The 26284-nt window shown below is 69.2% G+C and carries 25 protein-coding genes, 1 tRNA gene and 2 pseudogenes; 11 read left to right on the top strand and 17 right to left on the bottom strand.

Annotated elements, in window-relative coordinates; translation table 11 throughout:
• Positions 1-245: 245 nt before the first annotated feature.
• Entirely contained in the window at positions 246-470 is a 225-nt protein-coding gene (locus ACVW19_RS14240) for a hypothetical protein (protein ID WP_457459764.1), read from the bottom strand.
• A 4-nt stretch (positions 471-474) separates the two neighbouring features.
• On the bottom strand, positions 475-1035 hold the full coding sequence (locus ACVW19_RS14235; protein ID WP_457464606.1) for a DUF5994 family protein: 561 nt from the start codon (positions 1033-1035) through the stop codon (positions 475-477).
• Between the two features lie 204 nt (positions 1036-1239).
• On the opposite strand from ACVW19_RS14235, the pseudogene ACVW19_RS14230 reads away from it, so the two are divergent.
• Positions 1240-1486, top strand: a pseudogene (locus tag ACVW19_RS14230) (DUF5994 family protein); the annotation flags it as partial.
• Positions 1487-2729: 1243 nt separating this feature from the next.
• Here ACVW19_RS14230 and ACVW19_RS14225 read toward each other — a convergent pair.
• Together ACVW19_RS14225 and ACVW19_RS14220 are read right to left on the bottom strand one after the other, a co-directional pair.
• Complete coding sequence (locus tag ACVW19_RS14225; protein ID WP_457459763.1) at positions 2730-3137, bottom strand: hypothetical protein; 408 nt, start codon at positions 3135-3137, stop codon at positions 2730-2732.
• Between the two features lie 49 nt (positions 3138-3186).
• Entirely contained in the window at positions 3187-3510 is a 324-nt protein-coding gene (locus ACVW19_RS14220) for an amidase domain-containing protein (RefSeq protein ID WP_457459762.1), read from the bottom strand.
• Positions 3511-3622: 112 nt separating this feature from the next.
• Here ACVW19_RS14220 and ACVW19_RS14215 point away from each other — a divergent pair, with 112 nt between their 5' ends.
• The 3 genes from ACVW19_RS14215 (at position 3623) to ACVW19_RS14205 (ending at position 6125) form a co-directional block, all read left to right on the top strand.
• Positions 3623-4906 (top strand): IS256 family transposase, encoded by a 1284-nt coding sequence (locus ACVW19_RS14215; RefSeq protein WP_457459761.1) that lies wholly within the window; start codon positions 3623-3625, stop codon positions 4904-4906.
• Complete coding sequence (locus ACVW19_RS14210) at positions 4903-5322, top strand: VOC family protein (protein WP_457459760.1); 420 nt, start codon at positions 4903-4905, stop codon at positions 5320-5322. The genes ACVW19_RS14215 and ACVW19_RS14210 overlap by 4 nt, the downstream gene beginning before the upstream one ends.
• Before the next feature lie 233 nt (positions 5323-5555).
• Complete coding sequence (locus tag ACVW19_RS14205) at positions 5556-6125, top strand: maleylpyruvate isomerase N-terminal domain-containing protein (RefSeq protein ID WP_457459759.1); 570 nt, start codon at positions 5556-5558, stop codon at positions 6123-6125.
• Positions 6126-6188: 63 nt separating this feature from the next.
• On the opposite strand, the gene ACVW19_RS14200 is transcribed toward ACVW19_RS14205, so the two are convergent.
• On the bottom strand, positions 6189-6443 hold the full coding sequence (locus ACVW19_RS14200) for a DUF6332 family protein (protein ID WP_457459758.1): 255 nt from the start codon (positions 6441-6443) through the stop codon (positions 6189-6191).
• A gap of 257 nt (positions 6444-6700) precedes the next feature.
• On the opposite strand from ACVW19_RS14200, the gene ACVW19_RS14195 reads away from it, so the two are divergent.
• Complete coding sequence (locus tag ACVW19_RS14195) at positions 6701-7333, top strand: GNAT family N-acetyltransferase (protein ID WP_457464604.1); 633 nt, start codon at positions 6701-6703, stop codon at positions 7331-7333.
• A gap of 262 nt (positions 7334-7595) precedes the next feature.
• On the opposite strand, the gene ACVW19_RS14190 is transcribed toward ACVW19_RS14195, so the two are convergent.
• The 3 genes from ACVW19_RS14190 to ACVW19_RS14180 all read right to left on the bottom strand — a co-directional run bounded on the left by ACVW19_RS14190 (position 7596) and on the right by ACVW19_RS14180 (position 9167).
• Positions 7596-7991, bottom strand: coding sequence for a hypothetical protein (locus ACVW19_RS14190; protein ID WP_457459757.1), 396 nt, complete (start codon positions 7989-7991; stop codon positions 7596-7598).
• 47 nt (positions 7992-8038) lie between these two features.
• A complete protein-coding gene (locus ACVW19_RS14185; RefSeq protein WP_381360068.1) occupies positions 8039-8305 on the bottom strand; it encodes a hypothetical protein in 267 nt (88 codons plus the stop codon).
• Between the two features lie 646 nt (positions 8306-8951).
• Positions 8952-9167 (bottom strand): hypothetical protein, encoded by a 216-nt coding sequence (locus tag ACVW19_RS14180; RefSeq protein WP_457459756.1) that lies wholly within the window; start codon positions 9165-9167, stop codon positions 8952-8954.
• Between the two features lie 405 nt (positions 9168-9572).
• Between ACVW19_RS14180 and ACVW19_RS14175 the strand changes: the two are divergent.
• Positions 9573-10723, top strand: a pseudogene (locus ACVW19_RS14175) (tyrosine-type recombinase/integrase).
• A 55-nt stretch (positions 10724-10778) separates the two neighbouring features.
• Here the strand turns inward: ACVW19_RS14175 and ACVW19_RS14170 are convergent.
• The 7 genes from ACVW19_RS14170 to ACVW19_RS14140 form a co-directional block, all read right to left on the bottom strand.
• A tRNA-Arg gene (locus ACVW19_RS14170) sits at positions 10779-10854 on the bottom strand.
• Between the two features lie 212 nt (positions 10855-11066).
• On the bottom strand, positions 11067-12056 hold the full coding sequence (locus tag ACVW19_RS14165) for a zinc-dependent alcohol dehydrogenase family protein (protein WP_457459755.1): 990 nt from the start codon (positions 12054-12056) through the stop codon (positions 11067-11069).
• Entirely contained in the window at positions 12053-12853 is an 801-nt protein-coding gene (locus ACVW19_RS14160) for a carbohydrate ABC transporter permease (protein WP_457464603.1), read from the bottom strand. The genes ACVW19_RS14165 and ACVW19_RS14160 overlap by 4 nt, the downstream gene beginning before the upstream one ends.
• A 98-nt stretch (positions 12854-12951) precedes the next feature.
• On the bottom strand, positions 12952-13917 hold the full coding sequence (locus tag ACVW19_RS14155; protein ID WP_457459754.1) for a carbohydrate ABC transporter permease: 966 nt from the start codon (positions 13915-13917) through the stop codon (positions 12952-12954).
• A gap of 232 nt (positions 13918-14149) precedes the next feature.
• A complete protein-coding gene (locus ACVW19_RS14150) occupies positions 14150-15520 on the bottom strand; it encodes an ABC transporter substrate-binding protein (RefSeq protein ID WP_457459753.1) in 1371 nt (456 codons plus the stop codon).
• Between the two features lie 168 nt (positions 15521-15688).
• On the bottom strand, positions 15689-16450 hold the full coding sequence (locus tag ACVW19_RS14145) for a DeoR/GlpR family DNA-binding transcription regulator (RefSeq protein WP_457459752.1): 762 nt from the start codon (positions 16448-16450) through the stop codon (positions 15689-15691).
• 356 nt (positions 16451-16806) lie between these two features.
• Complete coding sequence (locus ACVW19_RS14140; protein WP_457459751.1) at positions 16807-18165, bottom strand: M6 family metalloprotease domain-containing protein; 1359 nt, start codon at positions 18163-18165, stop codon at positions 16807-16809.
• Between the two features lie 343 nt (positions 18166-18508).
• On the opposite strand from ACVW19_RS14140, the gene ACVW19_RS14135 reads away from it, so the two are divergent.
• A complete protein-coding gene (locus ACVW19_RS14135) occupies positions 18509-19153 on the top strand; it encodes a TetR/AcrR family transcriptional regulator (protein ID WP_457459750.1) in 645 nt (214 codons plus the stop codon).
• Between the two features lie 179 nt (positions 19154-19332).
• On the top strand, positions 19333-20934 hold the full coding sequence (locus ACVW19_RS14130; protein WP_457459749.1) for an MFS transporter: 1602 nt from the start codon (positions 19333-19335) through the stop codon (positions 20932-20934).
• 103 nt (positions 20935-21037) lie between these two features.
• Here ACVW19_RS14130 and ACVW19_RS14125 read toward each other — a convergent pair whose 3' ends face one another.
• Positions 21038-21583 carry a MarR family winged helix-turn-helix transcriptional regulator gene (locus tag ACVW19_RS14125; RefSeq protein ID WP_457459748.1) on the bottom strand — a complete coding sequence of 182 codons (546 nt, stop codon included), beginning with the start codon at positions 21581-21583 and terminating at the stop codon, positions 21038-21040.
• A 136-nt stretch (positions 21584-21719) separates the two neighbouring features.
• Between ACVW19_RS14125 and ACVW19_RS14120 the strand changes: the two genes are divergently transcribed.
• From ACVW19_RS14120 to ACVW19_RS14110, 3 genes are all read left to right on the top strand, one after another.
• The gene (locus ACVW19_RS14120; RefSeq protein ID WP_457459747.1) at positions 21720-22505 is read left to right on the top strand and encodes a dioxygenase family protein; all 786 of its coding nucleotides are present in this window, start codon (positions 21720-21722) and stop codon (positions 22503-22505) included.
• A 519-nt stretch (positions 22506-23024) separates the two neighbouring features.
• Positions 23025-24023 carry a sigma-70 family RNA polymerase sigma factor gene (locus ACVW19_RS14115; protein ID WP_457459746.1) on the top strand — a complete coding sequence of 333 codons (999 nt, stop codon included), beginning with the start codon at positions 23025-23027 and terminating at the stop codon, positions 24021-24023.
• 538 nt (positions 24024-24561) lie between these two features.
• Positions 24562-25200: a TetR/AcrR family transcriptional regulator gene (locus ACVW19_RS14110; RefSeq protein ID WP_457464602.1), complete on the top strand. Its 639-nt coding sequence runs from the start codon at positions 24562-24564 to the stop codon at positions 25198-25200.
• Between the two features lie 53 nt (positions 25201-25253).
• Here ACVW19_RS14110 and ACVW19_RS14105 read toward each other — a convergent pair whose 3' ends face one another.
• Positions 25254-26222, bottom strand: a complete 969-nt coding sequence (locus ACVW19_RS14105) for a helix-turn-helix transcriptional regulator (protein WP_457459745.1) — start codon at positions 26220-26222, stop codon at positions 25254-25256.
• Positions 26223-26284 lie beyond the last annotated feature (62 nt).

The raw sequence follows: 26284 nt of genomic DNA, 5'->3' as shown, positions 1-26284 counted from the left end.
GCGCCTGCGGGGTAGCCGCGCGCTTCGGTGGCGGTGAAACAACGGCGGAGAGTCTCCGCGACATGGCGAGCCGCCTCCGGGTCCGCGGCGACGATACGAGCCTCCGCGTGCCCGGCCGACGGCGGTTCCGGTGACTTCATGGTGACCCCTTGCTCATACAGGACGACGTGTATCGGGGGCGACGTGTCGGTGGGTGTGACGGCCGTCGCCCCATACCCGTCCCGGCTGGAAGCAGGTCTGCGTCATCAGCGGCGCCCCTCTCGATGCTCACGGCGTGTGGCGTCGGCAGGAAAGCCATTCGGCGCGGTCGCACGTGGACTCCTACGGGTCCGCCGACCGATTCCCGGTAGGGCGTCGCTGTAGCGGAACGCCCCGATCCTTTCGTCATGCTGCGCGTTGAGCCGGTGGATCAGGAACGTCCCCGCGATGATCACAAAGATGATCACGGCGATGGTGACGGCTGTCTCCACGTCCTCACCCCCTCAGGGCGGAACTCAAGATCCCGATCGCGGCTCCGGCCGCCGAAGCGGCTCCGCCGTCGGTCTTCCGTTCCTCTTCCCGGCTCCGAGCCTCTGCCGCGTCGTGGCTCATGGCCTCGTCGGCCATCAGACCGCTGGCGGTGCGGATGCCTCCCGGAACGGTTGCTGCTGCCATCAGCCGGGCGGCGGCGGCCGGCTCCGTCTCCGGAGGGATCACCAGCAGGTCCAGGCGGCCCACCGTGTAGGAGAGGAGGATCACCTTGTTCGGGTCCTGCTCGTCGGCGAACCAGCCGACATGCACCGTGTGCCCCGTGACGGGGACCTTGCGCGGGATGACGGGCCAGTGGGCCGGGTTCACGGTGACGTGGGTGATCCGACCCCAGCACGCGTCCAGCGCGTCCGTCAGAGTGGGGATCTCCCGGAGGAGATCACGGGAGCGGGGCCACCAGGCACCGTCCAGGAGACCTGGAACCGAGCCGGTCGGGGCCAGGGACAGCCGGGCCGACGCCGAAGGCAGGCGTTCTTTGAAGATCGTGGGTTCGATGGTCGCGGTCATGACGCGGACCTGTCCCCGAGCCTCCTCTCGGAGGCTGGTGTTGTTGTTCGCCGGGAACGACACCGACATGGCGGCCAGTGTGCGGAGTACTCCCGATCCCTTTACTCTACGCCGCTTCGAGGCCCTGGGATGTGCGCGTGAACAGGCGTTTTACCGAGAGGCGACGCGTCCGGAACCGCCGGCGGGCGCAGCCGGTGCGGCGGTGCACGGGATGAACTTCCCACACGCCTGGTCAGCGACGACCAGGTCGTCCGTATCGACTCCTTCCCGGTCGGTGAGGGCACCGTCCTGATCACTCGGGACGACCAGGACCAACTTGTCCCTTCTCGTGGTCCCACCGCACGCGACACCCGATGCCGTCCGTGCCGCGATGGCCGATGCCGGCCGTGCCGACAACGTCATCCATGCCGCACAGATCCTCATCGACACCGGCACCCATCAGGCACACCCGATGCCCGCGGAGGACCCTCGGACCGGCGAGTTGCACCACTCGCTGGACACACCCCATCCAGGAGATGCCCGGCCACTCCTCGATCACCATCACGGCCGACACGTACACGAGCCTGCTGCCCGAGGCGGATCTGGCGATCGCTGAGGCCGCAGCCCGGCGCGTACCGCACGCCCGCGCCGCCTCCGAGAGCACCGCGCCCGAAGCGGAGCCTGAGCCCCCACATCACGGGGGAGTCCGGCCTGGAGTCCGTGCCGGGTGATGCTGATCCGTTGGGGGACATCCGGGAGATCAACTCTCCGTCCGCTCACGCACCGCTCACGCAAACGGCCCCGGACGAGGAGTCCGAGGCCGAACAGAGTGCCTCCCTGGGGGAGAAACCCCAGTTCAGAGCGGTAATACGTTGTGCCCCCGGCAGGATTCGAACCTGCGACACCCGCTTGAGGAGTTTTCCCTGGGCGGGGCTGTGACCTGCGAAGATGCGGGCCGCGGCGTGTCTGACCAGGGGAAACGCTCCTCTGCGGTTCTCGCGTGTTCGCGGGGTTTCCCGGCCTCATGTGTGCTGAATCCGTTCTGGGCCGCCTGCAGGGGGAGAGACCTCTTGCTGCGAAGCGTGGGCGCGCGGCGCGGCCAGGGGGAAGCGCAGGCCGGGGAGGCCGGTGGAGGCTTGCGTTGTGTGCTTGGAGGTATATGCCGTTGAATGCATGACGGAGCGGTGGGAGATCGAGATCGAACCCGAGGTGCGGGATTGGCTGGAGCTGCTTCCGTTCCGCCTCCACCGGCGGGTGGAGGACAAGACGGACCGCCTCCTGGACGAGCCCACGACCCTTGGTGAGCCGTACTCGCGTCACCTTCACCCCCCCACGCCGCCTGAAACCGAACCGCCAAAAGGCCCCGGACCATGAATCCGCCCATGGTGTGTTCGGTCGGTGATGTGCACGATGCGCACTTGCGCCTGGCGGGTGCCTTCGCTTGGCCGTCTCCTGCGGTCTGCGGTGACCGAAGCGCGAACAGCCCGGCGAAGAAGGCAGGCGTGGGCACGCGATCCTGCGTGGCTGACCACTCCGTGGGCGTCGGCCGGGACGACGAGCCTGAGGGCCAGGCGATGGTGTGTACGCAGAAAGTGTCTTCCTGCTGGAACGACAGAAGCCTTGGACAAGCCCGGCCGCCCCAGTTCAGGAGGTACATTCGCTGTCTTGTTCAAGACCGGACGCCGCTCAGGCGAAACGGCCGGGCTCTGATGCGCTCACCCGGGCGGTTCGGTCCCCGCCGCGTCGGATGGGGTCGGTACGACACCCGGGAGCGGGGCCATCACCCACCGCGCCTTCTCCCAGGTGATGGTCTCGGTGACGCGGACGGGTCGGCGCTTGGCACCTGCGGTGCCGGACACGTCCACTTTCCATACGTCCTTGAAGTCAGAGGTGCGCGTCCACCGGACGTCCCAGTCCTGTCCGCCGTACGCCTTGATCCGGACGCGGGCGTCCTTGGAGCCCTGGGGATGGGCGTCGAGCAGCCCGGCCAGCCCGTCCTCGTCCGAGCGGTTGAGGAACCGTACGTAGTCGTGCAGGAAACGGTCCTGGTCCGCCAGGTCGGGTTTCGCGGACGCAGAGCCGTCCCCGCCGCCGCACGCGGTGAGCGCTACCGCGCAGAGCACCGCCATGAGCAGCCCGGCGCGACGCCGCCACGAGCGGTGTCCGCTTCCGTCAGGTGCGGAAGGCGTAGTAGGTCGCGCGCGGGTACTGCGCCACAAGGCTCTTCACCGACTTCCGGTAGGTGTTGGTCGAGTGGTGGGTGGGGTAGGGCACTCCGCCGCTCTTGTACGTGGTGGTCATGGAGTGGTCCTTGGACCTGTTGCCGCCGAAGTCCATCTGGAGGATGTCCCCGATCCCCAGCTTGTACACGTTGTCCAGGTTGTAGGCCCGGTCGCTGTGCAGAGCGAAGGACGCCCAGTAGTTGACGTTGATCCAGGACGTCGTCCGGTTCGAGGAGTTGTACCACCGGTTCTTGTAGCTCCGAGCGATGCTCATGACTTGTGGATCGGCTCCCGGAGCGGCACGTGAAGGGCGTACCTTCCCGAGGGATCGACTGATGGTCATCGAGCAGGCCCGCGTTCGCAGCGCGGGTCGGGAAGGCACGCCCGTGCTCAGCGTAGTCAACGAAGACGGCTCCACCGCTACTGGCTCCCTGACCGACGAGATCGTCCGGGAGGGCGCGAGACGGATGCTCGCCGCCGCACTGGAAGCCGAAGTCGACCAGTACATAGCCGAATTGGCGGCCGAGCGGGACGAACGCGGCCGACGCCCGGTGGTGCGCAACGGCCACCACCGGCCCCGCACCGTGACGACAGTGGCCGGCCCGGTCGAGGTCCGCGCCCCGCGGGTCAACGACCGCCGCGTCGACGAGGCGAGTGGTGAACGGCAGCGATTCTCGTCGAAGATCTCCCCCCAGCCTTCGGCCGGGAGGTACCCCCAGCCGCCCTGGTGCCGCAGGTCCCCGAAGATCAGCAAGGTCCTCCCGCTGCTCTACCTGCACGGACTGTCCTCGGGCGACTTCGTGCCCGCGCTCGAGCAGTTCCTCGGCTCCGCGGCCGGCCTGTCGGCGGCGACGGTGAACCGGCTCACGAAACAGTGGCAGGACGAGCACGCCGCCTTCCAGCGCCGCGACCTGGCCGGCACTGACTACGTCTACGTGTGGGCCGACGGCGTCCACCCCAAGGTCCGTCTCGGGCAGGCCCGCTCCCGTGTCCTGGTCCTGGTGGGCGTCCGTCTGGACGGCAGCAAGGAGCTGATCGCCCTGGCGGAGGGGCTGCGGGAGTCGACCGAGTCCTGGGCCGACCTGCTGCGGGACTGCCGACGGCGCGGCATGCGCGATCCGGAGCTCGTCGTGAGCGACGGGGCCATGGGCCTGTGGCGGGCCCTGGCGGAGGTGTTTCCGCAGGCCAGGCACCAAAGGTGCCGGGTTCACAAGACCCGAAATGTGATCAACGCACTGCCGAAGTCCGTGCACGCGGGAGCGAAGAAGGCCCTGCAGGAGATCTGCAACGCCGAGGATCGGGCCCACGCCGAGCAGGCGGCGAAGCAGTTCGCGAAGGACTACGGGGCGAAGTGGCCCAAGGCCGCCGAGAAGATCACCAGTGACCTGGACGAGCTGCTGGCGTTCTACGACTTCCCGGCCGAGCACTGGATCCATCTGCGGACCACGAATCCGATCGAGTCCACGTTCTCCACGATCAGGCTGCGGACCAAGGTCACCCGGGGCGCCGGCAGCCCGGCCGCCGCTCTGGCGATGGTGTTCAAGCGCGCGGAAGCCGCGCAGGCCCGCTGGCGGGCGGTCACCGCCCCCCACCTCGTCGCCCTCGTCCGCTCCGGCGCCCGCTTCGAGAACGGCCACCTCGTCGAGCGTGCTGAGGAGGCGGCCGCATGAGCCGGCCCACACACGGCACGCTGCATCACGTCGAGTTGTGGGTGCCCAACCTCCACCGCGCACTCGCCTCGCTCGGTTGGCTGCTGGAGGCGCTGGGTTACGCCGTTTACCAAAGCTGGGACGGCGGCCGCAGTTGGCGGCTCGGGCCGACCTACCTGGTCATCGAGCAGTCCCCGGCCCTCACTGCCGAACGGCACGATCGCTGCCGCCCGGGACTGAACCACCTGGCCTTCCACGTCGAAGACGCCACCATGGTCGAGAAGCTGACTGCCGACGCCGCTCAGCATGGCTGGCAGTTGATGTTCCCCGAGCGGCATCCATACGCCGGCGGCGGACAGCACTACGCCGCCTACCTGGAGAACGACGACGGCTTCGAGGTCGAACTCGTCGCGATCAACCCACCCGAACGAAACTGAGATCAATCGGCCCACAGGTCTTGACGATTACTCCTCGCCCGGCGCAAAGGCACACTATCGACGCCGCCGCGAAGACCACGGGGACTGACACGCCGCCGCCCAGCGCCGCGGGCGCGCCCGCATTCGCAGTGGGAAAGGCATCCGCTGGGGCGGACGTGCCAGGTGCCTGGCAGCGTGAATGGACGACTCCCGGCACAGCCCAGTCGCACAGCACGAACCGCAAGGAGCTCCGCATGGACCATCAGGACGTCGACGCCGCCGTGGCAGAGATGCTGCGGGTGCTCAGCCCCCAAACCGCCGAGGACTGGACGGTGCCGGCGGGGCCGCTCGAATGGACCTGCCGGCAGACAGCAGCGCACATCGGCCATGACCTGCTGGCCTACGCAGGGCAGCTGGCAGCACAGCCCGCCGACGCCTACCTTCCCTTCGACCTGAACATCCGTTCCACCGCCTCACCGGCTGAGGTGCTCCAGGCCGTCACCGCCTGCGGCGGGCTGCTCAGCAGCGCGTTGGCCACGGCCAGCCCAACCTTGCGTGCTTGGCACTGGGGTCCGTGCGACCCCGACGGGTTCGCGGCGATGGGCGTCGCCGAAACCCTCCTGCACACCCACGACATCACGCAGGGATTGTCCGTGGGCTGGCTACCACCAGCACCGCTGAGCGCAGCCGTACTCAACCGACTCTTCCCCGCCGCCCCGCCCGGAGACCCCACCCAGGTACTTCTCTGGTGCACCGGCCGCGGTGACCTCGACGGCCTCCCTCGCCAAACCTCATGGAGGTGGGAAGCAGCACGATCGGACTGACCGAGCTGACCCGGCGACCCTTCCCGGTCACAGCACTAGCGACCTCACGGAGAGGGCCCGCAGTCAGCGGCCCATTCGGCGCTGCTCGTCGAACCGACGCAGCACCCGTACCAGACGCCACATTCCGGCCGTCGCTCCGAGCAGTGCGCCCCCCGCCAACACGCCCTTCTTCGCTGAACCAGAGATGCCAAAGGCTAGTGCGGGAGTCAGAGCGACGGCGAAGACCGCCGCAGCCAGCGCGACGGCAGTCACCAGGGCGAAAACGATCTCCACCGTCATTGCGTCCTTTTCCCACCGCGACTCACGCCCCATGTCCATGCCGCAAGTCTCACATCACGGTCAAGCCATGGTGCATGAGCCGGACAGTCTGACTCTCACGTGCGGAGGCGCACGTGCCAATTGAGATGACTTCTTGCGACGTTGTCGGCTATTGAAGATGGGTGTAGCTCCCTCTGGGAAGATCGCCATGTTCAGGCTCCGGGTCGAATATGTGATGCGCGCCATGTTGGCTGGCCCATAGGGTTGCGCGCATGCCGGTGTCTGCCTCGCCTTTGTCTGCATATCCCCCGTTGAACGTGCAGGTGCACACCCCCCGTCTGTCGTTGCTAGGGGCGACAGATGAGCTCCTGGAGCGCCTGGTCCCGACGGTTCGCAAGGGCGTGGTCACGCAGCCCCCGTGGCCCTTTGACGATCCGATGTCCCTCTATGAGGACAGCCCAGAGCGCGAGTGGGGCTGGCTGCAGGGGGTGTGGCGCGGCCGGGGCCGGGTGAGCGCGAGCCTTTGGCGTCTGTACTTCGTCGTGGTCATCGACGGTGAGCCGGTGGGCATGCAGGATCTGATCGGCACCGACTTCGCCGCGTTCGGTACGGTCACCACCTTTTCCTGGCTCAGCCCGGACGTGCGGGGCGGCGGCTTGGGCAAGGAGATGCGGCAGGCGGTGCTGCATCTGGCCTTCGATGGGTTGGGGGCCCGTGAGGCGAGCAGCGATGCCTTCTGCGACAACCATGCCTCGAACCGCATCTCCCAAGCTCTGGGCTACGTGCCGAACGGCGTCACCTGGGACACCCGGCGCGGCGAGCCGGCGGAGATCAAACAGTGGAGGCTGACCCGCGAGCAGTGGAACAAGCGGCGGCGCGACGACATCGAACTCGTCGCCGTTGAGGACTGCCTGCCAGTCCTAGGGATTGACCCGCCACCAGCTGACTGATCACCGAGCCACCCGGACGGGGCCTGACCGGCGATCTTCCCAAAACGCGAGCTACACCCATTGAAGATTGGGGCGGTGGCCGTGACGTGGAAAGGGCCGCACGGCGTCCGACCAGGGGAAGGACTCCTCCGCGGTTCTCACGTGTTCACGGTGCTTCCCGCCCTCGTGTGTGCTGAATACGTGCCGGTGAGTGTGCTGTCCGGCGAAGGCCACGGGGTGCTCGGGGCCCGGCGAGCGGCCGGAGTGAGGTGCGGGCGTCTTGTCAGACCTTTTCGACTCGCACGGAGTGGCCCGCGAGGAGTTGATCCATGTCGTCGGTGTCGGAGGTGAAGACGGTTGCCTGGGCTCCCTGTGCGGCTTCCCGCCCGGCCACAGCCGCCAGGAGGGCGTCGAGGGCGTACTTGTGCCCGTGCAGGCCGGCTGCCTTCAGCATGTCGCGCGCCATGGCGATCACCTGGTCGTCCGTGTGCACGATGCGGATCCGGGACAGCGTCCAGCTCCACAGTGCCTGCCTCGACGTTTCGCGCGGGTCCCATGCCTCCAGGGTGGTGAGCGCCGAGGTGACGATCGGGATGTCGAGCCGCGGAGCCGTCTTGATCAGCGCAGCCATCTCCCGATCACCCTGGACCGCCTTGGAGAGAGCCTCGGAGCCGAACACGAAGACACGCTGCCGCGGCCGGGGCAACTTCGCTCGGACAGCGCGGCTCACGCGGCCTCGCCCGAAGCCGACCGCTGTTCGTCGTGCCAGCCGTCGATGGCGGCGATGCGATCCAGCGCTGCCTGCTGCTCGTCGTCCGTCACGGCGCCGTGCTCTTCCTCGAGACGGTCGGCCAACTCGCGCAGTCGGTCCATGGCGTCCTGGTGGGCGGCGGCGGCCGCGATGTAGCCGGACACCCCGCGTGCGTCGACGCGCTCCTTGATCGATTCCACCAGCTCTTCCGGCACGGTGATGGTGATCTTCCGAGTTGCCATACTTCAAGTATGCCCCACTCTGTGTGGCGTGGCTTGACTCCTCGAAGAAGCCGGCTCCGAAGAACAGGGTGCGCGGGATGCCGCCTCCACCCGGGCGAGGACTCCGGCTCGGCCGGCCACGTTCCGATCGGGCGCAGATGCAGCACGACCCGCGACAGGTCGTGAGGCACGGCGTGAACATCCACAGCGGCCGCGTACTCGCCCACGTCCTGGCCGTCGACCGCGACGGTGCGGGAACGCCCGTCGGCACTCAGCCGATGACGGTTCGGTGTCGTCACCGGCGGAGTCTGCGCCCACGGTCGGACGACCGCCGGAGGGTGCCCCCTCCATCCCGGTGCCGGCCGGTCCCCCGCCGGAGGCGGACTACCTCGCTCGCCTCCGCGAGCTTGGGCAAGGAACCCCCGGCTTCTTGCCTCAGTAACAGAGGTGCGGCTACGGCCGCGCAAACCTTGGCAGCTCGCTGCGCTCGCGCGCGACGGCGTTCGGGAGCTCCCGCCCGCCGCGTGCTTCCGGGCCGACTCGGACCTGGCGTGCCCAATGGGTTGGCACAGTCCCTGCGACTCTCCCGGCTACGCTCGCGAGGGAGCGCCCCGCAGCGCGTGGCTGCGGGGCGCCGATCCACTTTCGCAACAGGCCCTAGTGGGGTTTAGTCGACCGTCTGCCCGTCGTACATACCGCCCCTGCAGGTCGGGAGCACGGGCGTCGACCGATCGATCGTTCCGCCGCCGTCCGTGCACTCACCCGGGGTGACGCTGCCGGGCGAGGTGGCGCTGCTGGCGGTGGCGGTGGCGGCGCCTGTGAGGCCGAGTCCGGCGAGGGCTGCCGTGGCGATGACTGCGGCGAGGATTCGTCGAATGCGCATTTTGTTCGCCTTTCACGGATTGCCTCGGTTGGGGCACTAATCAGCTTGATGTTCACCCATGTGGGTGGCACATCATGTTGGGCCATTCGGGTGACAGTGCTGTCGGGTGCGGGGTCGGTGACGTGACCCGTCGGACAGGCCCTGGAACGAAGAGACCACCCCGGCCGGATGGGTGGTCTCTTCGTTGTTCCGGAGGGGGCAGCGTCCGCAACCATCGTCTTGGCCGTGGGCCGCTCTATGCGGTGATCGACTCATGGCCACCGGCCCTATCCACCAGTGGGCGCGCGTCGGCGCAGCGCGGGCGGAGCGGGCCGGAGGCAGGAGCGTCGCCCGCAGCGGAGCCGGGAAGCGCGCCCGGCGGAGCGGAGCGCAGCCGGGGCTTGACCGGATCGAGGAGGCTGCCTGATGGCCGGCCAGCGCAAGCGCAATCCGAACGGTGCCGGCACCATCACCAGGCGCAAGGACGGCCGCTATCAGTGCGCGGTCTACGTCCTCCAGCCGGATGGCACCCGTGCCCGCAAGTTCGCCTACGGCAAGACCTGGGCCGAGTGCGACGCCAAGCGCCGGGAGCTGCTCGCCAAGGCCGACCAGGGCGTGCCCGTGCCCACCCGCTCGGCCAAGCTCTCCGAGTGGCTGCCGTACTGGCTGGACAACGTCATCAAGCCTCGGCGGAAGCTCAGCACGTACGACAAGTACGAGGCACACGTCCGGCTCTACCTGGTGCCCCTGCTCGGCGCCAAACGACTCGAATCCCTCGGCGTCGCCGACGTACGCCGCTTCCTCGTCCGCCTGGAGAAGGAGACGACCGCGGCGACCGCCAAGGAATCCCACCGCGTCCTGTGATCGGCGCTCTCCTCCGCCTGCCGCGAGGAACTGATCACGCGTAACGTCACCAAGCTCGTCGGACCGCCCGTACCGACAACCACGAACTGAAGCCCTGGACCCTCGACTTCTTGGCGGCCTCCCGTAAGGACCCGCTGTACGCGGCCTTCGTGCTCGCCATCGCCATGGGGCTCCGCCGGGGAGAGATCATCGGTCTCCGCTGGTCTGACCTCGACCTCGAAAGCCGCGTCCTCTACGTCCGCCAGCAGACCCAGCGGCGCCGTGGTGTCCTGTACGACGACGATCCCAAGAGCCGCCGTCGACGCGTCGTTCCGTTGCCCGCGCTCTGCATCGCCCCGCTGCGCCGGCACCGGATGCGCCAGTCCGCCGCTCGCGCCAAGGCGGGGGAGCAGTGGCACGAGTCGGGCTACGTCTTCACCACCCGCACCGGTCGTCAGGTCGAGCCGCGGAATGTCTACCGTTCCTTCACCCGTGTCGCTGAGTCCGCCGGCCTTCGCGTGATTCGGCTGCACGACGCCCGGCATGGCACCGCGACGCTCCTCACGGCGGCCGGGGTCGCGCCTCGCGTCGTGATGGAGATCCTCGGGCACAGTCAGATCAGCATCACCATGGACGTGTACACGCACGTCGTGCAGGACACTCAGCGCGAGGCCATCAGCCACATGGATCGGCTGCTCAAGCGGCGGCCGGTTGTGAGTGACCGCCCGCGTTGATGTCAGAAGTAGATGTCAAAGGCCCCGGACCATGATCGGTCCGGGGCCTTTCGGCTGGTGCCCCCGGCAGGATTCGAACCTGCGACACCCGCTTTAGGAGAGCGGTGCTCTATCCCCTGAGCTACGAAGGCGAGGGCATCCCCTGTGAGGAGGACAAACCCACTGGTCGGACATGGTGCGGGGTGCTCCGCGATTTTGCTCGGTTGCGGGGCGCGGCGTACCGATGACCGACCAGGGACAGCGTAGCGGATACGTGCCGGTGAGGGTTGTCGGTATAAGGGCAGGGGGTGGGGACGGGGTCCGGGAGGGCAGGGGTGCTCCGCCCGGCCCCCGTCCGCCCGTGTCAGGGGGTGACGAGGATCTTTCGGCCCTGGCCCGCTGCGAACTGCTCCATTGCCTCCGGGTAGCGGTCGAGCGGGATGCGGTCGCTGATGAAGACGTCCGGGTCCAGGACACCGGTGGCGAAGAGGTCGGCGGCGCGTTCGTAGCTGTGCAGGACGGCCATCGAGCCGGTGATGGTGATCTCCTGGTTGTAGATGCGGTACGGGTCGATGGTCACGCGGGTGGCGTAGTCGGCGACGCCGAACTGCAGGAAGGTGCCGGCCTTGGCGACGCGGTCCAGGCCGTCCTGGATGGCGGCGGCGTTACCGGTGGCGTCGATGACGAGGTCCCAGCCCTGGGGCCGGTCCAGTTCGTCCGCGTCGGCGGCGGTGGCGGAGACGCCGAGCTGGTGGGCGGTGGCGAGGCGGTCGGGGTTGAGGTCGACGACGTCCACGCGGGCCGCGCCGGTGCGTTTGGCCAGTTCCAGCATCATCAGGCCCATGGTGCCGGAGCCGTAGATCAGGACGTGGGCGCCGAGGCGGGACTGCAGGACGTCGTAGCCGCGGACCGCGCAGGAGAGGGGTTCGATCAGGGCGGCGTCCTGGGTGCGGACGTGTTCGGGCAGTTTGACGCAGTTGGCCACCGGGGCCACGGCGTACTGGGCGGCTCCGCCGGCGGTGGTGACGCCGATCGCGGCCCAGCGTTCGCACATGTTGTTGTGGCCGGTGCGGCAGTGGCGGCACTCGTAGCAGTACAGGGAGGGGTCCACGGCGACCCGGTCGCCGAGGGAGACCTCGGTGACCTGTGAGCCGAGGCCGACGACCTCGCCGGCGAACTCGTGGCCGGGGACGATGGGCAGCTTCGGTGCGAACTCGCCCTGGAGGATGTGCAGGTCCGTGCCGCACAGACCGCAGGCGGCCACGTCCACCACGACGTCACGCGGTCCCGGGGTGGGGTCGGGAACCGTGGTGACGGTGACCTTGCCGGGGGCTTCGATGAGGGCGGCTTTCACTTGACTGCTCCTAGGGACAGACCGCGGACCAGCTTGTCCTGGGCGGCCCAGCCGGCGATGAGGACGGGCAGGGACACCAGGGTGGCGGCGGCACACAGACGGGCGAGGAAGAGGCCCTCGTTGGTGATGAATCCGACGAGGAACACAGGGGCGGTGGAGGCGTTGGTGGCGGTGAGGTTGACGGCGAACAGGAACTCGTTCCAGCTGAAGATGAAGCAGATCAGCGCGGTGGCGGCGACGCCGGGCATGGCGACGGGGGCGACGATGCGCAGCAGCACGGTGGGGAGTCCGGCGCCGTCGACCTCGGCGGCCTCCAGGATCTCCTTGGGGACTTCGGCGAGGAAGGAGCGCATCATCCACACCGCGATCGGCAGGTTCATGGCGGTGTAGAGGACGATCAGCGTCCAGACGTTGTCCAGCATCCCGGCGTCCTTGACGATCAGGTACACCGGCAGCAGTGCCGCGATGACGGGCAGGAACTTCGTCGACAGGAAGAAGAACATCACGTCGGTCCACTTCTCGACCGGCTTGATGGACAGCGCGTAGGCCGCCGGAATCGACAGGGCGAGGACGAGGAGCGTCGAAATGACGCTCGCCATGGCCGAGTTGAGAAGGTACGGCGTGATGTCCCGGCCCAGCAACAGCTCGTACTGGTCCAGGGTGAAGGGTGCGAGCAGGCTGGGCGGGTTGGTGGCGGCGTCGGACTCCTGGTGGAAGCTGGTCAGCACCATCCAGGCCACCGGGGCGAAGAAGACCAGGGTGGCGAGCCAGGCGACGAAGGCCCACACCGGGCTCAGCCGCGGTGAGTCGCCCTGACCGCCCTGGTCGTCCTTGCGGCGGAGGAACTTCCTGGGCCCGGCCGCGGGAGCGGCGGCCGGCGCCGCTTGGGTGGTGGTCACCGGGAGACCTCCTCGCGGAACAGCGACGCGATGGTGCGCAGGGCGAACGTGGCGACGACGATGGAACCGATCACCACGACCACGCCGGCGGCGGCCGCCTCGCCGTACTCGTACTTGCGGAACATGGTCAGGTAGATCTCGTAGGGGAGGTTGGTGGTCTGCGAGCCGGGGCCGCCCTGGGTGATGGTGAAGACCGCGTCGAAGGTCTGCACGACGTAGATGGTGCCGAGCAGAACACCCAGTTCGATGTACTGCCGCAGGTGGGGCAGGGTGATGTGGCGGAAGGTCTGCCGGGCCGAGGCACCGTCGACCCGGGCGGCCTCCAGCACGTCGCCGGGCTGGGCCTGGAGCCCGGCCAGCAGGATGAGCATCATGAACGGGGTCCACTGCCACACCAGCGCGACGACGACGGCCGGCATCGCCGAGTGCGACACCCAGTCGATGGTGGGGCCGTTCTCGGCTCCGAAGAGGCGGTAGACGGCGTTGAGGGTGCCGTTGATGAGGCCGTAGTCGGGGTTGTAGATGGCGTGCTTCCACAGCAGCGCGGCGGCCACGGGCATGACCAGGAACGGTGTGATGAGCAGGGTGCGGGCCAGGCCCCGGCCGGGGAAGCGGCGGTCGAGGAGGAGCGCCAGCCCCAGTCCGAGGACCACACTGAGGATCACCACCGAAGCGGTGAGCACGATGGTGTTCAGTACCGCCGTGCGCAGCCTCTCGTCGGTGAAGACGAAGCCGTAGTTGGACAGGCCGGTGAAGTGCCGTTCGCCCGGCTTGAGGATGTTCCACTGGAAGGTCGAGATGACGAGCGTGGCCACGAACGGCAGCTGGGTCACGACGATCGTGAAGATCAGTGCCGGCAGCAGTGGGATGCGCCGTCGCCATTTGTGCGGCGTCTCACGTTTGCCTGGCCGGTGCGGGGGGTCTGTGCGCACCGCTCGGGGTGCGGGGGTGAGCGTGGTCATGAGGGGTCCTTGAGCCGGCCGGTCGCAGCCGATCGCGGCCGGGGTGGAGAAGAAGCGGTGCCCGGTCGGCGGACGCCGTGACGGGGTGGCGTCCGCCGGTGCGGAGGAGGGCGTACCGGGCACCGCGGCGGGGGCGCTGCCCGTCAGGGCGTCGGCGTCCGACGGGCAGCGGGATTCACCGGAGAGTCACCGGAGAGTGACCTGAGGAGTCACCGGAGGGCGACCGGGCGGGTCACCGGTAGTTCTTGGCGACTTCCTCCGCGAGCTTCTGGCCGTTGTCCAGGGCCTTGTCCACGCTGGTCTTGCCCGCGATGGCCGCGGAGATGTCCTGCGTCACCTTGGTGCCGAGGTCCTGGAACTCGGGGACGGCCACGAACTGGACGCCCACCGTGGGCCGCGGCTGCACACCGGGGTTCGTCGGGTTCGCCTGCTCGATGGACTTGACGGTGATGTCGCCGAAGGCCGCCGACGCCTCCTTGTACTGCGGGATCTCATAGGTGCTGGCCCGCTTCCCGGCGGGAACACGCGACCAGCCCAGCTTCTCGCCGACGAGCTTCTCGTACTCCTTGCCGGACGCCCAGAGCATGAACTTCGAGGCGGCGTCGGCCTTCTTGGTGGTCTTCGGCATCGCCCACGCCCAGGTCCACAGCCAGCCGGAGCTGTCCGTCTTGTCCACCGGCGCGTAGGCGTAGCCGACCTTGCCCGCGATCTTGCTGGAGCTGGGGTCCTCCAGCGGTCCCGCCGCACTGGTCGCGTCGTACCACATCGCGACCTTGCCCTGGCTCATCGCGTTGAGGCACTCGGTGAACCCGGACTGCGCGGCGCCCGACTGACCGTGCTTCCTGACCAGGTCGACGTAGAAGTTGGTCGCCTTCTTGAACTCGGCGCTGTTGACCTGGGCCTTCCAGTCCTCGGTGAACCAGGTGCCGCCGAAGGTGTTGACCACGGTCGACAGCGACGCGCCGAGTTCGCCCCAGCCGGCCAGGCCGCGCAGACAGATGCCCTTCATGCCGGGGCGTGCGCCGTCGGCCTTGGCGGCGATGTCGGCGATCTGCTGCCAGGTCGGCTTCTCGGGCACGGTGATGCCCTTCTCCTCCATGACCTCCTTGTTGTACATCAGGAAGGACGACTCGCCGTAGAACGGCAGCGCGTACAGCTTGTCGTCGTCGCCGGACAGGGACTGGACCATGGGCTTGAGCAGGTCGTCCTTGTCGAAGGCGGAGTCCTTCTCGGCGTAGGAGCTCAGCTCCTGCAGCCAGCCGTTCTCGTTCCAGATGGGCACCTCGTAGGCGCCGATGGTGGCGACGTCGTACTGGCCGGCCTGGGTGGCGATGTCCTGGGTGACCTTGTCGCGCAGTTCGTTCTCGGGAAGGATCGTGAAGTTCACCTTGATGCCGGTGTCCTTGGTGAAGGTGTCCTTCGTCAGCTTGGCTATGTCCTCCATCTGCGGGTTGCCGACCATGAGGACGTTGATGCTCTCGCCCCCGGCTTCCGAACCCGCCCCGCCGGCCCCGCTGCACGCGGCCAGCATCGAACCGGCGGAGACGGCGACGAGCACGGCGCGGGTGGTTCTCCGGACTCGGGTGGTCTTGGGGGTGGGCATGGTTGGCTCCAGAGGTGTTCGAGGGCGTGGAAGGCCCGCCCGGTCGGGCGAGTGGTGAGTGAGTGGTGCGTGGTGTCGAATGCGTGGTGTCGAGTGGTGAGTGCGTGTGGTGCGTGGGGTGTGCGGTAGGTGGTGCGTGGTGTGCGGTACGTGGTGGGGAGGCGGGGGTCAGACCCGGATGACCTGCGGTCCCAGGAGGACGTAGCGCCGGGCTTCGGAGGCGGGGAGCCCGGTGTCGGTGACGATCGCCTCCAGGTCCCCGATCCCGGCGAAACGGCAGAAGCTGGCCGCTCCGAACTTGCTGTGGACGCCTGAGAACACCCGGCGTCGGGAGACAGCCATGACCCGTGTCTTCACATCGCTCACCGCTGGGTTCGGAGTGGTGAGCCCCCAGTGGCGGGAGACGCCGTTCGCGCCGACGTAGGCCAGGTCGATGACGAGGTCGGACAGCGTGTGGGTCACCCAGTGGTCGACGGTCGCCAGCGTGGCGCCGCGGACGCGGCCACCGAGCAGCAGCACGGTGATGTTCTCGACGGAGGCCAGGGTGCCGGCCGCGGCGAGGGAGGAGGTGATCACGGTCAGTGGCCGGTCGCGAGGCAGGCCGGCGGCGATGAGCTGCGGGGTGTAGCCCTCGTCGATGTACACCGTCTTCGCGTCACCGAGCAGCTCCACGGCTGCGGCGGCGATCCGCGACTTCTCCCTGACCTGGCTGGTGGTGCGGTAGGAGAGCGTCGTCTCGAAGCCGGCGCTCTCGACGGGGTAGGCGCCGCCGTGGGTTCGCCGCACCAGCCCGTGAGCCGCCAGCAGGTTCAGGTCACGCCGTACGGTCTCCTTGGAGATGCCCAGGTCGGCGGCCGTCCTGGCGACGTCCACCGAGCCGGCCCGGCGCGTCACTTCCAGGATGGAGCGTCGACGTTCTTCGGCGTCCACGGTGACACCTCCCCTGCGCGCCTTGGGCCGACACCCGGTCAGGCCGTTTCCGGTGTGGCGCGATCGCGCCAGGCAGAGTCCGGTCCGTTCGGACTCTTGCGGACTATTTATGGCTACGCCCAGGGTTATGACCAGGCAAAACGTCATGCGTTCCGTGACCGGATGTGCCCGCTTCGCATGTCTTGTTCTCGCAGACAGGGGCCTTCTTCGGCCAAAAACGGAGCATGATCCGCACCCGGTTCGCTCGGAACGGTGCCCGTTTGCTGCCTGTGTCCTTCCCGCGCCGCCTGTTTTCCGACGGAGAAAGTGAGTCCCGCCCGCCCGGCCGGGCATCCGTGAGGGCCTCGGACGAGGGTTCAGCCTCGGGTGATCTGCACTCGGTACTCCGGCGTTTTCGAGTCCGAGCCGGAGCCGGAACCGGAGCCCGGGTCTGAGTTCGTGTCGGAGGCCGAGTCCGTGTTCGGGGTGGTCGGCTCCAGGACCTTGACGCGGATTCCCGCCTTGCGATCGATGAAGGTCTCACCGGGGGTGAAGGTGGCGTCGGAGAGTTCCGCGTGGACGTTGGGGCTACGGGTGCAGCCGCCGCTGTTCCGGCGGGAGTCGTAGACCGTGACGGGACCCATTCCGGTGTCGACGTCCGCGTCGACCTTGTAGATGAGGACGCCGGGGCGGCACACCGCCTCGTCGTTGCCGGCCCGGGTGCGGAACTCGACGGCGTAGCCGGAGCTGGTGTCCAGCGGGAGGAAGAGGAGTTTCGGGCCGCCCGACTCGGCCAGCGGCGTCAGGGCGTACTCGCTGGTGCCCGTGCCTGCCGCGCAGTGCACCTGGGGCGCGTCCAGCCAGCCCAGTTTCCACTTGTGCCAGCCGAGCAGGTCGTTGTTGGCGCCCCAGTCCTCGCTCATGATGTCCCAGTGGCCCACGGCGCCGCCGCCCTCGGCCGTGTAGAGGTCGGGCAGGCCGAAGACGTGGCCGTTCTCGTGGGGGAGGACGCGGTAACCCGTGCGGTCCAGGGAACCGGAGCCGTCGTCCTGGCGGGAGTAGACGAACGACGCGTTGGCGACGGGGACGCCGTCCGCCGTCGGGGCCTCCGCGTTGCCCGCGAAGGTCACCGACAGGACCGTGTCCAGGGCGGAGGGTCCCGCGTTCGGGGTCACCAGTATGTTCACCAGGTCGTACGCCCCGAAGTCCACCTTCGGATCCGCCTCCGCCACGAGGTCCCGGACCAGTTGGCGGTAGTCGGGGTCGAAGGGGGCGCCGCGCTCTATGCCGTAGTCCCGGAACGACTTGGGCATCCGCAGCCAGCCGGGTATCGGCAGCTCGGGGCGGTAGTCGAGGCGGCCGTAGGAACTGGTCCGGAACCACTCCTGCGTCTGCGGGAAGAACTCCCGGTAGCGGTCGAGGGCATCGCCCTCGCCGGGCGCGTCCGAGAAGTCGACCATGAGGGTGAGGGCGCGGACGGTGCCGGTGGAGCGGGTGTAGCCGGCACCCGTGGGGATGCCCTCCGACATCTGCACCTCGCGGGCACTGCTGATCATGCACGGGCCGTGTGAGGAGGTGGGGGCCGGGGCGCTGGGGCCGGCACCGGGGGCCGAGGTGTACGGGGAGAGGTGGCCGTTGCCGGCCGAGGGGATGGCGGCGAGGGTCAATGCGGTCACGGACGCCAGGGCGGCCAGTCGGCGCGGGGATATCCGGCTGCTGGTCGGCTGCGCCTGCATGCGGGGGACCTCCGCTCCACACGGCAGCCGCCGGTCTCCGGCTGCACCCTTTCGATCACCCTCTGTCGCAGGGTGCGCGGACGCGCGCTGGAGGGGCCGATCGTGCGGTTTACGGACGGGAGGGCGGGAGGGTGAGGGAGGTGGTGAGGGATGCCCACGCGAATGTGACTCAGGTCACGTCGGGAGTTTCCCGAGTGGGAAATAAGCGGGGATCACTTCCCCGTTTAGTCCTGTGTTCGCGTGAAGCGGGGAGTTCTTCCCCGGATCACGGGAGCGAGCAGGACATCAGTGGGCAGAACGCCGGTGAGCAGGGCATCGGCGAGCAGAACGACAGGAGTGCATCGTGCAGACCGCCCCTTCCGCATCGCGCAAGGTGTCCCGGCCCCGTGCCGACGCCCTGCGCAACCGGGAGCGGATCGTCACCGCCGCCCGGGAGATGTTCGTCGAGTTCGGCCCCGACGTGCCGTTCGACGACATCGCCCGCCGGGCCGGCGTGGGCAATGCCACGGTGTACCGCAACTTCCCCGACCGCGACGCGCTGGTGCGTGAGGTCGTGTGCGCCGTGATGGACCGTACGGCGGAGGCGGCCGAGCGTGCACTCGCCGAGACCGGGGATGCCTTCGAGGCGCTGGAGCGCTTCGCGCACACCGCCGCCGACGAGCGGATCAGCGCGTTGTGCCCGATGATCGCCGGCACCTTCGACCAGAACCACCCCGACCTGGGGGCCGCGCGTGTACGTGCCGAGAGGCTCGTCGCACAGATCATGGACCGTGCCAAGGCGGCGGGTCAGCTCCGTGCCGACGTGGACTTCGGTGATCTGCTGGTCGGTGTCGCCCAGCTCAGCCGGCCGCCGGCCGGTACGGGGTGCCTCGACGCCGACCGGTTCGTCCATCGCCATCTTCAGCTGTTCCTGGACGGGATGCGGGCCCCGGCCCGCGGTGTCCTGCCGGGCGCGGCGGTAACCGTGGAGGACCTGCGGGCGCGTTGAGCGCTCCCTGACCGAGTTCCAGACCGACTTTCAGGACGAGTTCCAGACCGAGTTCCAGACCGAGATCCGTGGAGCTGCCTCAACGGCCGTCCCCCGTGGGCGAGTCGTTCCCCGACGACATCGTTTTTTCATCTCAAGCTCTGAATTTTCCGTCACGAAGTTCCGAAGTGGGTATCCCCATGTCTGAAACAGCTTCAAAAGCCCCCGGCGTACCGGGAGCACGGAACGCGCCGGACGCACCTGACGCACGGAACGCACCGGACGCCAACCGCTGGAAAGCGCTCGTCTTCATCGCGCTCGCCCAGCTGATGGTCGTCCTGGACGCCACCATCGTGAACATCGCCCTGCCCTCCGCCCAGCAGGACCTGGGCATCTCCGACGGCAACCGGCAGTGGGTCGTCACGGCCTACGCCCTCGCCTTCGGCGGACTGCTCCTCTTCGGCGGGCGGATGGCCGACCTGTGGGGCCGCAAGCGGGCCTTCGTGCTCGGCCTGGGTGGCTTCGCCGCGGCCTCCGCGCTGGGCGGCGCGGCCACCGGCGGGGCCATGATGTTCGGCGCCCGCGCGCTGCAGGGCGTGTTCGGCGCGCTGCTCGCGCCGGCCGCGCTGTCCCTGCTCGCGGTGATGTTCACCGACGGCAGGGAGCGCGCCAAGGCGTTCGGCATCTACGGTGCGATCGCGGGTGGCGGTGGCGCCGTCGGCCTGATCCTCGGCGGTTTCCTCACCGAGTACCTGAACTGGCGCTGGACGTTCTTCGTGAACATCCCGTTCGCCGTCGTCGCCGCGGCCGGCGCGTACTTCGTCATCCGTGAGCCGAAGGGCGGCCGCAACCGCTCGCCGCTGGACATCCCCGGCGTGGTGCTGTCCACCCTGGGCCTGGTCGCGCTCGTCTACGGCTTCACCCGCGCCGAGTCCGAGGGCTGGAGCGACTCGCTGACCGTCGGCATGTTCGTCGCGTCGGCCGTCCTGCTCCTGACGTTCGTCCTGGTCGAGTCCCGGGTCAGGGCGCCGCTGCTGCCGCTGCGCGTGATCACCGAGCGCAACCGCGGCGGGGTCTACCTCTCACTCGGCCTGGCGATCATCGCGATGTTCGGCCTGTTCCTCTTCCTGACCTACTACCTGCAGGTCGTGAAGGGCTACTCGCCGGTCAGGACCGGCTTCGCCTTCCTGCCGATGGTCGCGGGCATGATCACGGGCTCCACCCAGATCGGCGCCCGCCTGATGACCCGGGTCGCGCCCCGGCTGCTGATGGGGCCCGGCTTCCTGGTCGCCGCCGTCGGCATGCTGCTGCTGACCCGGATGGAGATCGGCACCTCCTACGCCGCCGTACTCCTGCCCGGCATGCTGCTGCTCGGTCTCGGCATGGGTACGGCGTTCATGCCGGCCATGTCGCTGGCCACCCAGGGCGTCGAGCCCCGGGACGCAGGCGTCGCCTCCGCGATGGTCAACACCTCGCAGCAGGTGGGCGGCGCGATCGGTACGGCCCTGCTGAACACGATCGCGGCCTCGGCCACCACGTCCTACATCGCCGACCACATCGGCGGCGCCGCGAGCCGGTCCCAGCAGCAGGTGGTGCGGCTCGAGGGCATGGTGCAGGGCTACACCAGCGCGATCTGGTTCGCCGTCGGCATCCTCGTCCTGGCCGCGGTCATCGCCCTGACCCTCGTCGACGCAGGGCGCCCGGGAACCACGGTCACCGGGGCCTCCGACGGGGCCGACCGGGGCGCGGAGGGCGCCGAGGGCGCTCAGGAGGAAGCGGCGGTGCCGGTCGTCGCCCACTGACCGCCGCCCCTTCGGACCACCCGTACGGATTCGGACCACCCGTACGGATGAGGAGGGGACGCCTCGTCCGTACGGCTCCCAGGACCTGCCCCGGCTCCCGCGCTCAGCGGAGCCAGGGCAGGTCCGCACCCGCTTCGCTGGGCTGGAGTCCCTCGGCGACGATCTCCATGATCTCGCCGAGGGACTTCTGCTGTTCGGGGGTGAGCCGGTCGAGGAGCGCCTGCCGTACGGCGTTCACATGACCGGGTGCGTGCCGGCGCAGCACCTCGAAGCCCTCGTCCGTCAGTACGGCGAACTGGCCGCGCTTGTCGGAGGGGCAGTTCTCGCGGCGCACCCAGCCGCTCTTCTCCAGGCGGGCCACGGCGTGCGAGAGCCGGGAGCGGGTGATCTTCGCCAGCATCGCCAGCTCGGTCATCCGCAGCCGCCGCCGCGGTGCCTCGGCGAGTTTGACCAGCAGACTGTAGTAGAGGTGCGGCATGCCCGCGTCCCGCTGGAGCTGGCGGTCGAGGTGGTCCTCCAAGAGGGTGCTGGCCTCGATGTACGAGCGCCAGACGCGCTGTTCCTCGTCGTTGAGCCAGCGTGGTTCGTCGGTGCGTGCCGGGTCGGGGACCGGACCCGGGGCCGGTGCGGATGTGGGTGCCGTCGTCATGCACTCCACTGTACGACGCTTCTGCTTGAAGGTTAAACAAAATTACGGTAGGATCCGGAGAAGAGGTTGAGGTTTCAAGTAAAGACCGTGCCAGCCCATGACGGATCTGCACCGATCACCGGAAGGAGTCGCAGCCATGACCGCCGCCACTCAGGAACGCATGCCCGCGCTGTACCTCAGCCACGGCGCCCCGCCGCTGGCCGACGACCCCGTCTGGCCCGGTCAGCTGGCCGCCTGGTCCGCCGGACTGCCCCGCCCGAAGGCGATCCTCGTCGTCTCCGCCCACTGGGAGGAGGCCCCGCTCGCCCTCGGCGCCACCGAGACGGTCCCCCTCGTCTACGACTTCTGGGGCTTCCCCGAGCACTACTACCAGGTGAAGTACGGCGCCCCCGGCGCTCCCGCGCTCGCCGAATCCGTACGCAAGCTGCTGCGCGCCCCCGGCACTCCCGTGCAGGACGTTCCCGACCGCGGGCTGGACCACGGCGCCTACGTCCCGCTGGTCGAGATGTTCCCCGGGGCCGACATCCCGGTGCTCCAGGTCTCCATGCCGACGCTGGACCCGGTGAAGCTCATGGACATCGGGCGGAAGCTCGCGCCGCTGCGTGACGAGGGCGTGCTGATCATCGGTTCCGGTTTCTTCACCCACAACCTGGCCGCGCTGCGGCAGGGCGGTATCCCCAGGTGGTCGGTGGAGTTCGACGACTGGGGGAACCGGGCCCTGGGTGCCGGTGACGTGGACGGGCTGCTCGACTTCACCCGCAAGTCCCCGGCGGGCGCGCTCGCCCACCCGCGCACCGAGCACTTCGCACCGCTCTTCGTGACCATGGGCGCCGCGGACGCCGCCGGCGACCTGGACACGCAGAAGTCGGTGATCGACGGGTTCTGGCTGGGGCTGGCGAAGCGGTCGGTTCAGTTCGGCTGAGGGCTGAGGGCTGCGGTCGCAGTCGCGGCGACGGGGGCGGGGGCGGGTGACGGGTGGCGGTGGCGGGTGGCCGGAGCGCCCGCCACCGCCACCCGTCACCCGCCCGGGGCGACTCCGTGGCAACCATCGGACGGCACGGGCCGTCTACAGGGGGGAGAGCAGTCCGGGGCGGGGCGGTACTCCTTTGGAATGAGGGCCGCGGTGTCGAACGTGATTGTCGTCTCACGCGCGCACTGGTCCTACGGATCGGTGCGCGATGTCAGAAGACCCTCGGCTCCCGGTCTGACCTGGGTATTCGCGTAAAGCGACGGCGCCCGTGCCCCCTGCGGTCCGACAGGGTACTGCATGATCAGAAAAATCGGGGGGCGGGTTGGGAATTCTGTCCGGATTCCAGTCGTTGTTTCCAACAGATGCCGGGCACTCGAGCAGAGTCCGAATGAGATCGAGACGCAGACCTGACCGTACGTGCCGAGTGTCCGCAGGAACCACCCGCTGACTCACCATCGTAAGGGAGCAAGCATGGCAACCCGTGCCGTCGCCCGTCGTAAGTCCGCCTCCGGCGAGACGGCCGACTCGGCAAGCAGTGTTCGCGCCCATCACGGCGAGATAGCCGACCGTGACCTGGTCGGGATGTACCTCGACGAGATCGCGCGCACGCCGCTGCTCGACGCAGCCAAGGAAGTCGAGCTGTCCCAGATCATCGAAGCGGGTGTGTTCGCACGGCAGATCCTCGACGGCACCGAGGAGAACACGGTGGGGGCCACCACCGAGGAGCTCCAGGCGCTGCACGACGCGAGTGAGCGGGCCAAGGACGTCTTCATCCGTTCCAACCTGCGTCTGGTCGTCGCGGTCGCCCGTCGCTACCCCCGCAGCGGTCTGCCGCTGCTGGACCTGATCCAGGAGGGCAACGCCGGCCTGGTGCGCGCGGTCGAGAAGTTCGACTACCGCAAGGGCTTCAAGTTCTCCACCTACGCCACCTGGTGGATCCGTCAGGCCATCACGCGGTCGATCGCCGACCAGTCCCGCACCATCCGCCTGCCCGTCCACCTGGTGGAGGAGCTGGGCCGGATCCGGCGCGTGCAGCGCGAGTTCAACCGCGAGCACGGCCGGGACCCCGAGCCCACGGAGATCGCCGCCGAACTCGGCTCCACCCCGGAGCGGGTGACGGACGTGCTCGACTGGGCCCGCGACCCGGTCTCGCTGAACATGTCGGTGGACGACGAGGGGGAGACCCAGTTCGGCGACCTCCTGGAGGACACGTCGGCGGTGTCGCCGGAGCAGTCGGTGATGACGCTGCTGCGCAGCGAGGAACTGGACGACCTCATAGGCCGCCTCGACCAGCGCACGGCCTCCATCATCAAGATGCGGTACGGCATCGAGGACGGCCGGGAGCGCACGCTGACCGAGGTCGGCAAGCAGCACGGCCTGACCCGTGAGCGCATCCGCCAGATCGAGAAGCACGCGCTGCTGGAGCTGAAGAAGCTGGCCCGCGACACCGGGTTCGACGCGGTGGCGTAGTGCCGGCGCGGCGCCGGAGCAGGAGTGCTGTGCCGTCGCCGTGAGTGCTGGATGGTGAAAGACGGCGCAAACCTGACGCCGTGACACTGCTTCAACTCCCTGGGCTCAGGGAACAAGAAGGCAAGGCCCGGGAGTTCGGGTCTCGGGGTCTCGGCCTCCTGGGCCTTCTGGACCACGTCCCGTCGCACCACCCCCCCGGCGCCGGGACTTCCCGAGCCGGGCCCGGCGCCCTCCCCCCGGGCGCCGGGCCCGGCTTTCTCCATCTCCACCGGACGGACGGCCGAACGGACGGCCGGACGGACGAGGAAGCGGGCCACCCCGAACCTGAACCCCGGGGTGGCCCGCCAGATGGCAGATTGTGCCACATGGGCATAGCCTGCTGGGCGTGAACAGCACCACCCCCACGCCTTCGACGCCTTCGACGCCTTCGAGGCCTTCGACGGCTTCGGCGTCAGCAGCGTCCTCGGGGGTCTCGGCCTCGCAGGCCCCGTCGGCTCCGCGGGTCTCGCTGACCGAGCGGCGCAAAGCCGAGACCCGTATGGAGATCGCCCGCGCGGCGGCCGGTCTCTTCGTCCGTGAGGGCCTGCGGGCCACCCGTGCCGAGGACATCGCCCAGGCGGCGGGCATCGCCCCGCGCACCTTCTACCGGTACTTCGCCGCCAAGGAAGAGGCCATCGCCCCCCTCTACGAGGCCGGGGCCCGACGCTGGGTGGAGGCGGTGCGGACGGCGCCGCCCGGAACATCCGTGCCGCAGGCCCTGGAGGACGCCGTGCGGTACACCCTGACGCCGGGTGTCGGGGTGTCGGAGGCCTCCTGGGCGTGGGTGCGCACCCTGATCCGGCTGGCACGCGCCGACCCGTCCCTGCGCCGGGTGTGGGCGGAGGCGTGCCAGGCGTCGGAGCGTGCGCTGGCGGAGGCGCTGGCGTCGCGGCTGTCGGCCGGCGGGTCGGGGGAGAACCGGGTGACGGGCGGTCAACTCCCGTCCGACAACGTTGCCGTGGATACGCGGCTGCGCTTCGCCGCCGCCGTCGCCAGTGCCGCCGTACGCACGGCGACGGAGGGCTGGGCGGCGGGCGACGACCCGGCCGAGGGCCCGCAGGGGCCGGCGGAACTGGCCCTGGCCAACCTCGCGGTGCTGCGGGACTTCCCCTGGGACGATCTGACGGCGAGGTCCTGACGGCGAGGTCCTGACGGCGAGGTCCTGACGGTGGAAGTCCGCGTGTGCTTCCTTCAGTGCCCTACCGCCGCCCTCGTCATTCGTTCTCCCAACTTCCTTACGATCTGAACCAGTTCAGCGGGTTCCCGCACCGTGAAGTCGTAGCCGAGCATGGCCAGGCGTACTGCCGTCCAGTCCTTGGGGCCGCCCATCGTCGTGCGCAGCCGGCAGCTCCGCTCGTCCAGCGGCTCGGGCGTGCCCAGCCAGTCCGACAGCCGTGCCGCGACGGCCTCGGCCGGTGCGGCGAAGGTGACGTCGAGGTCGTACGACTCCTGAGCGCGGTGCATGGACTGCCGCAGGTACTCCGCCGCGCTCCCGGTCGGCAGCTCACGCGGCGTGAACCTCGCCCCGGTCGCGAACGGCTCGCTCACCCGGTCGACGCGGAACGTGCGCCAGTCGGCGCGGTCGAGGTCGTATGCCACGAGGTACCAGCGTCGCTCGGTCGACACCAGTCGGTACGGCTCCGTGACGCGCCGGGACTCGGTGCCGTCGGCTGCCCGGTAGGCGAACCGCAGCCGTTCCTGCCCGGCCACCGCGGCGGCCATGACGGTCAGCGTCTCGGGTGCGATGGTCGGACCGTCCCCGCTGGTCAGCGGGGTGGTGGCGGCCTGGAGCGTGGTGACCCGGTGGCGCAGCCTGCCGGGCAGCACCTGCTCCAGCTTGGCCAGCGCCCGCACGGAGGCCTCCTCCACGCCTTCGAGGGCGTGCCCGGCGCCGGCGCGCAGTCCGACCGCGATGGCCACCGCCTCCTCGTCGTCGAGCACCAGCGGTGGCATCGCCTTGCCCGCGACCAGCCGGTAGCCGCCGCCCGAGCCCAGCGTCGCCCGTACCGGGTAGCCGATGTCGCGCAGCCGGTCGATGTCCCGCCGGATCGTGCGGCGGGAGACCCCGAGACGGTCGGCGAGTTCGCCGCCGGGCCATTCGCGGGGCGTCTGGAGGAGGGAGAGGAGCTGGAGGAGCCGAGCGGGGGTGTCCGTCGTCATGGGCTCGAGGGTGCCGCAGAACCAGGACAGGATCTGACCTGTTTCGGGTACCCGTTCACCTG

Source organism: Streptomyces sp. TE5632, from assembly GCF_054061295.1.
The sequence above is the reverse complement of the archived record's forward strand: the minus strand, read 5'-3'. Positions and strand labels throughout refer to the sequence as shown.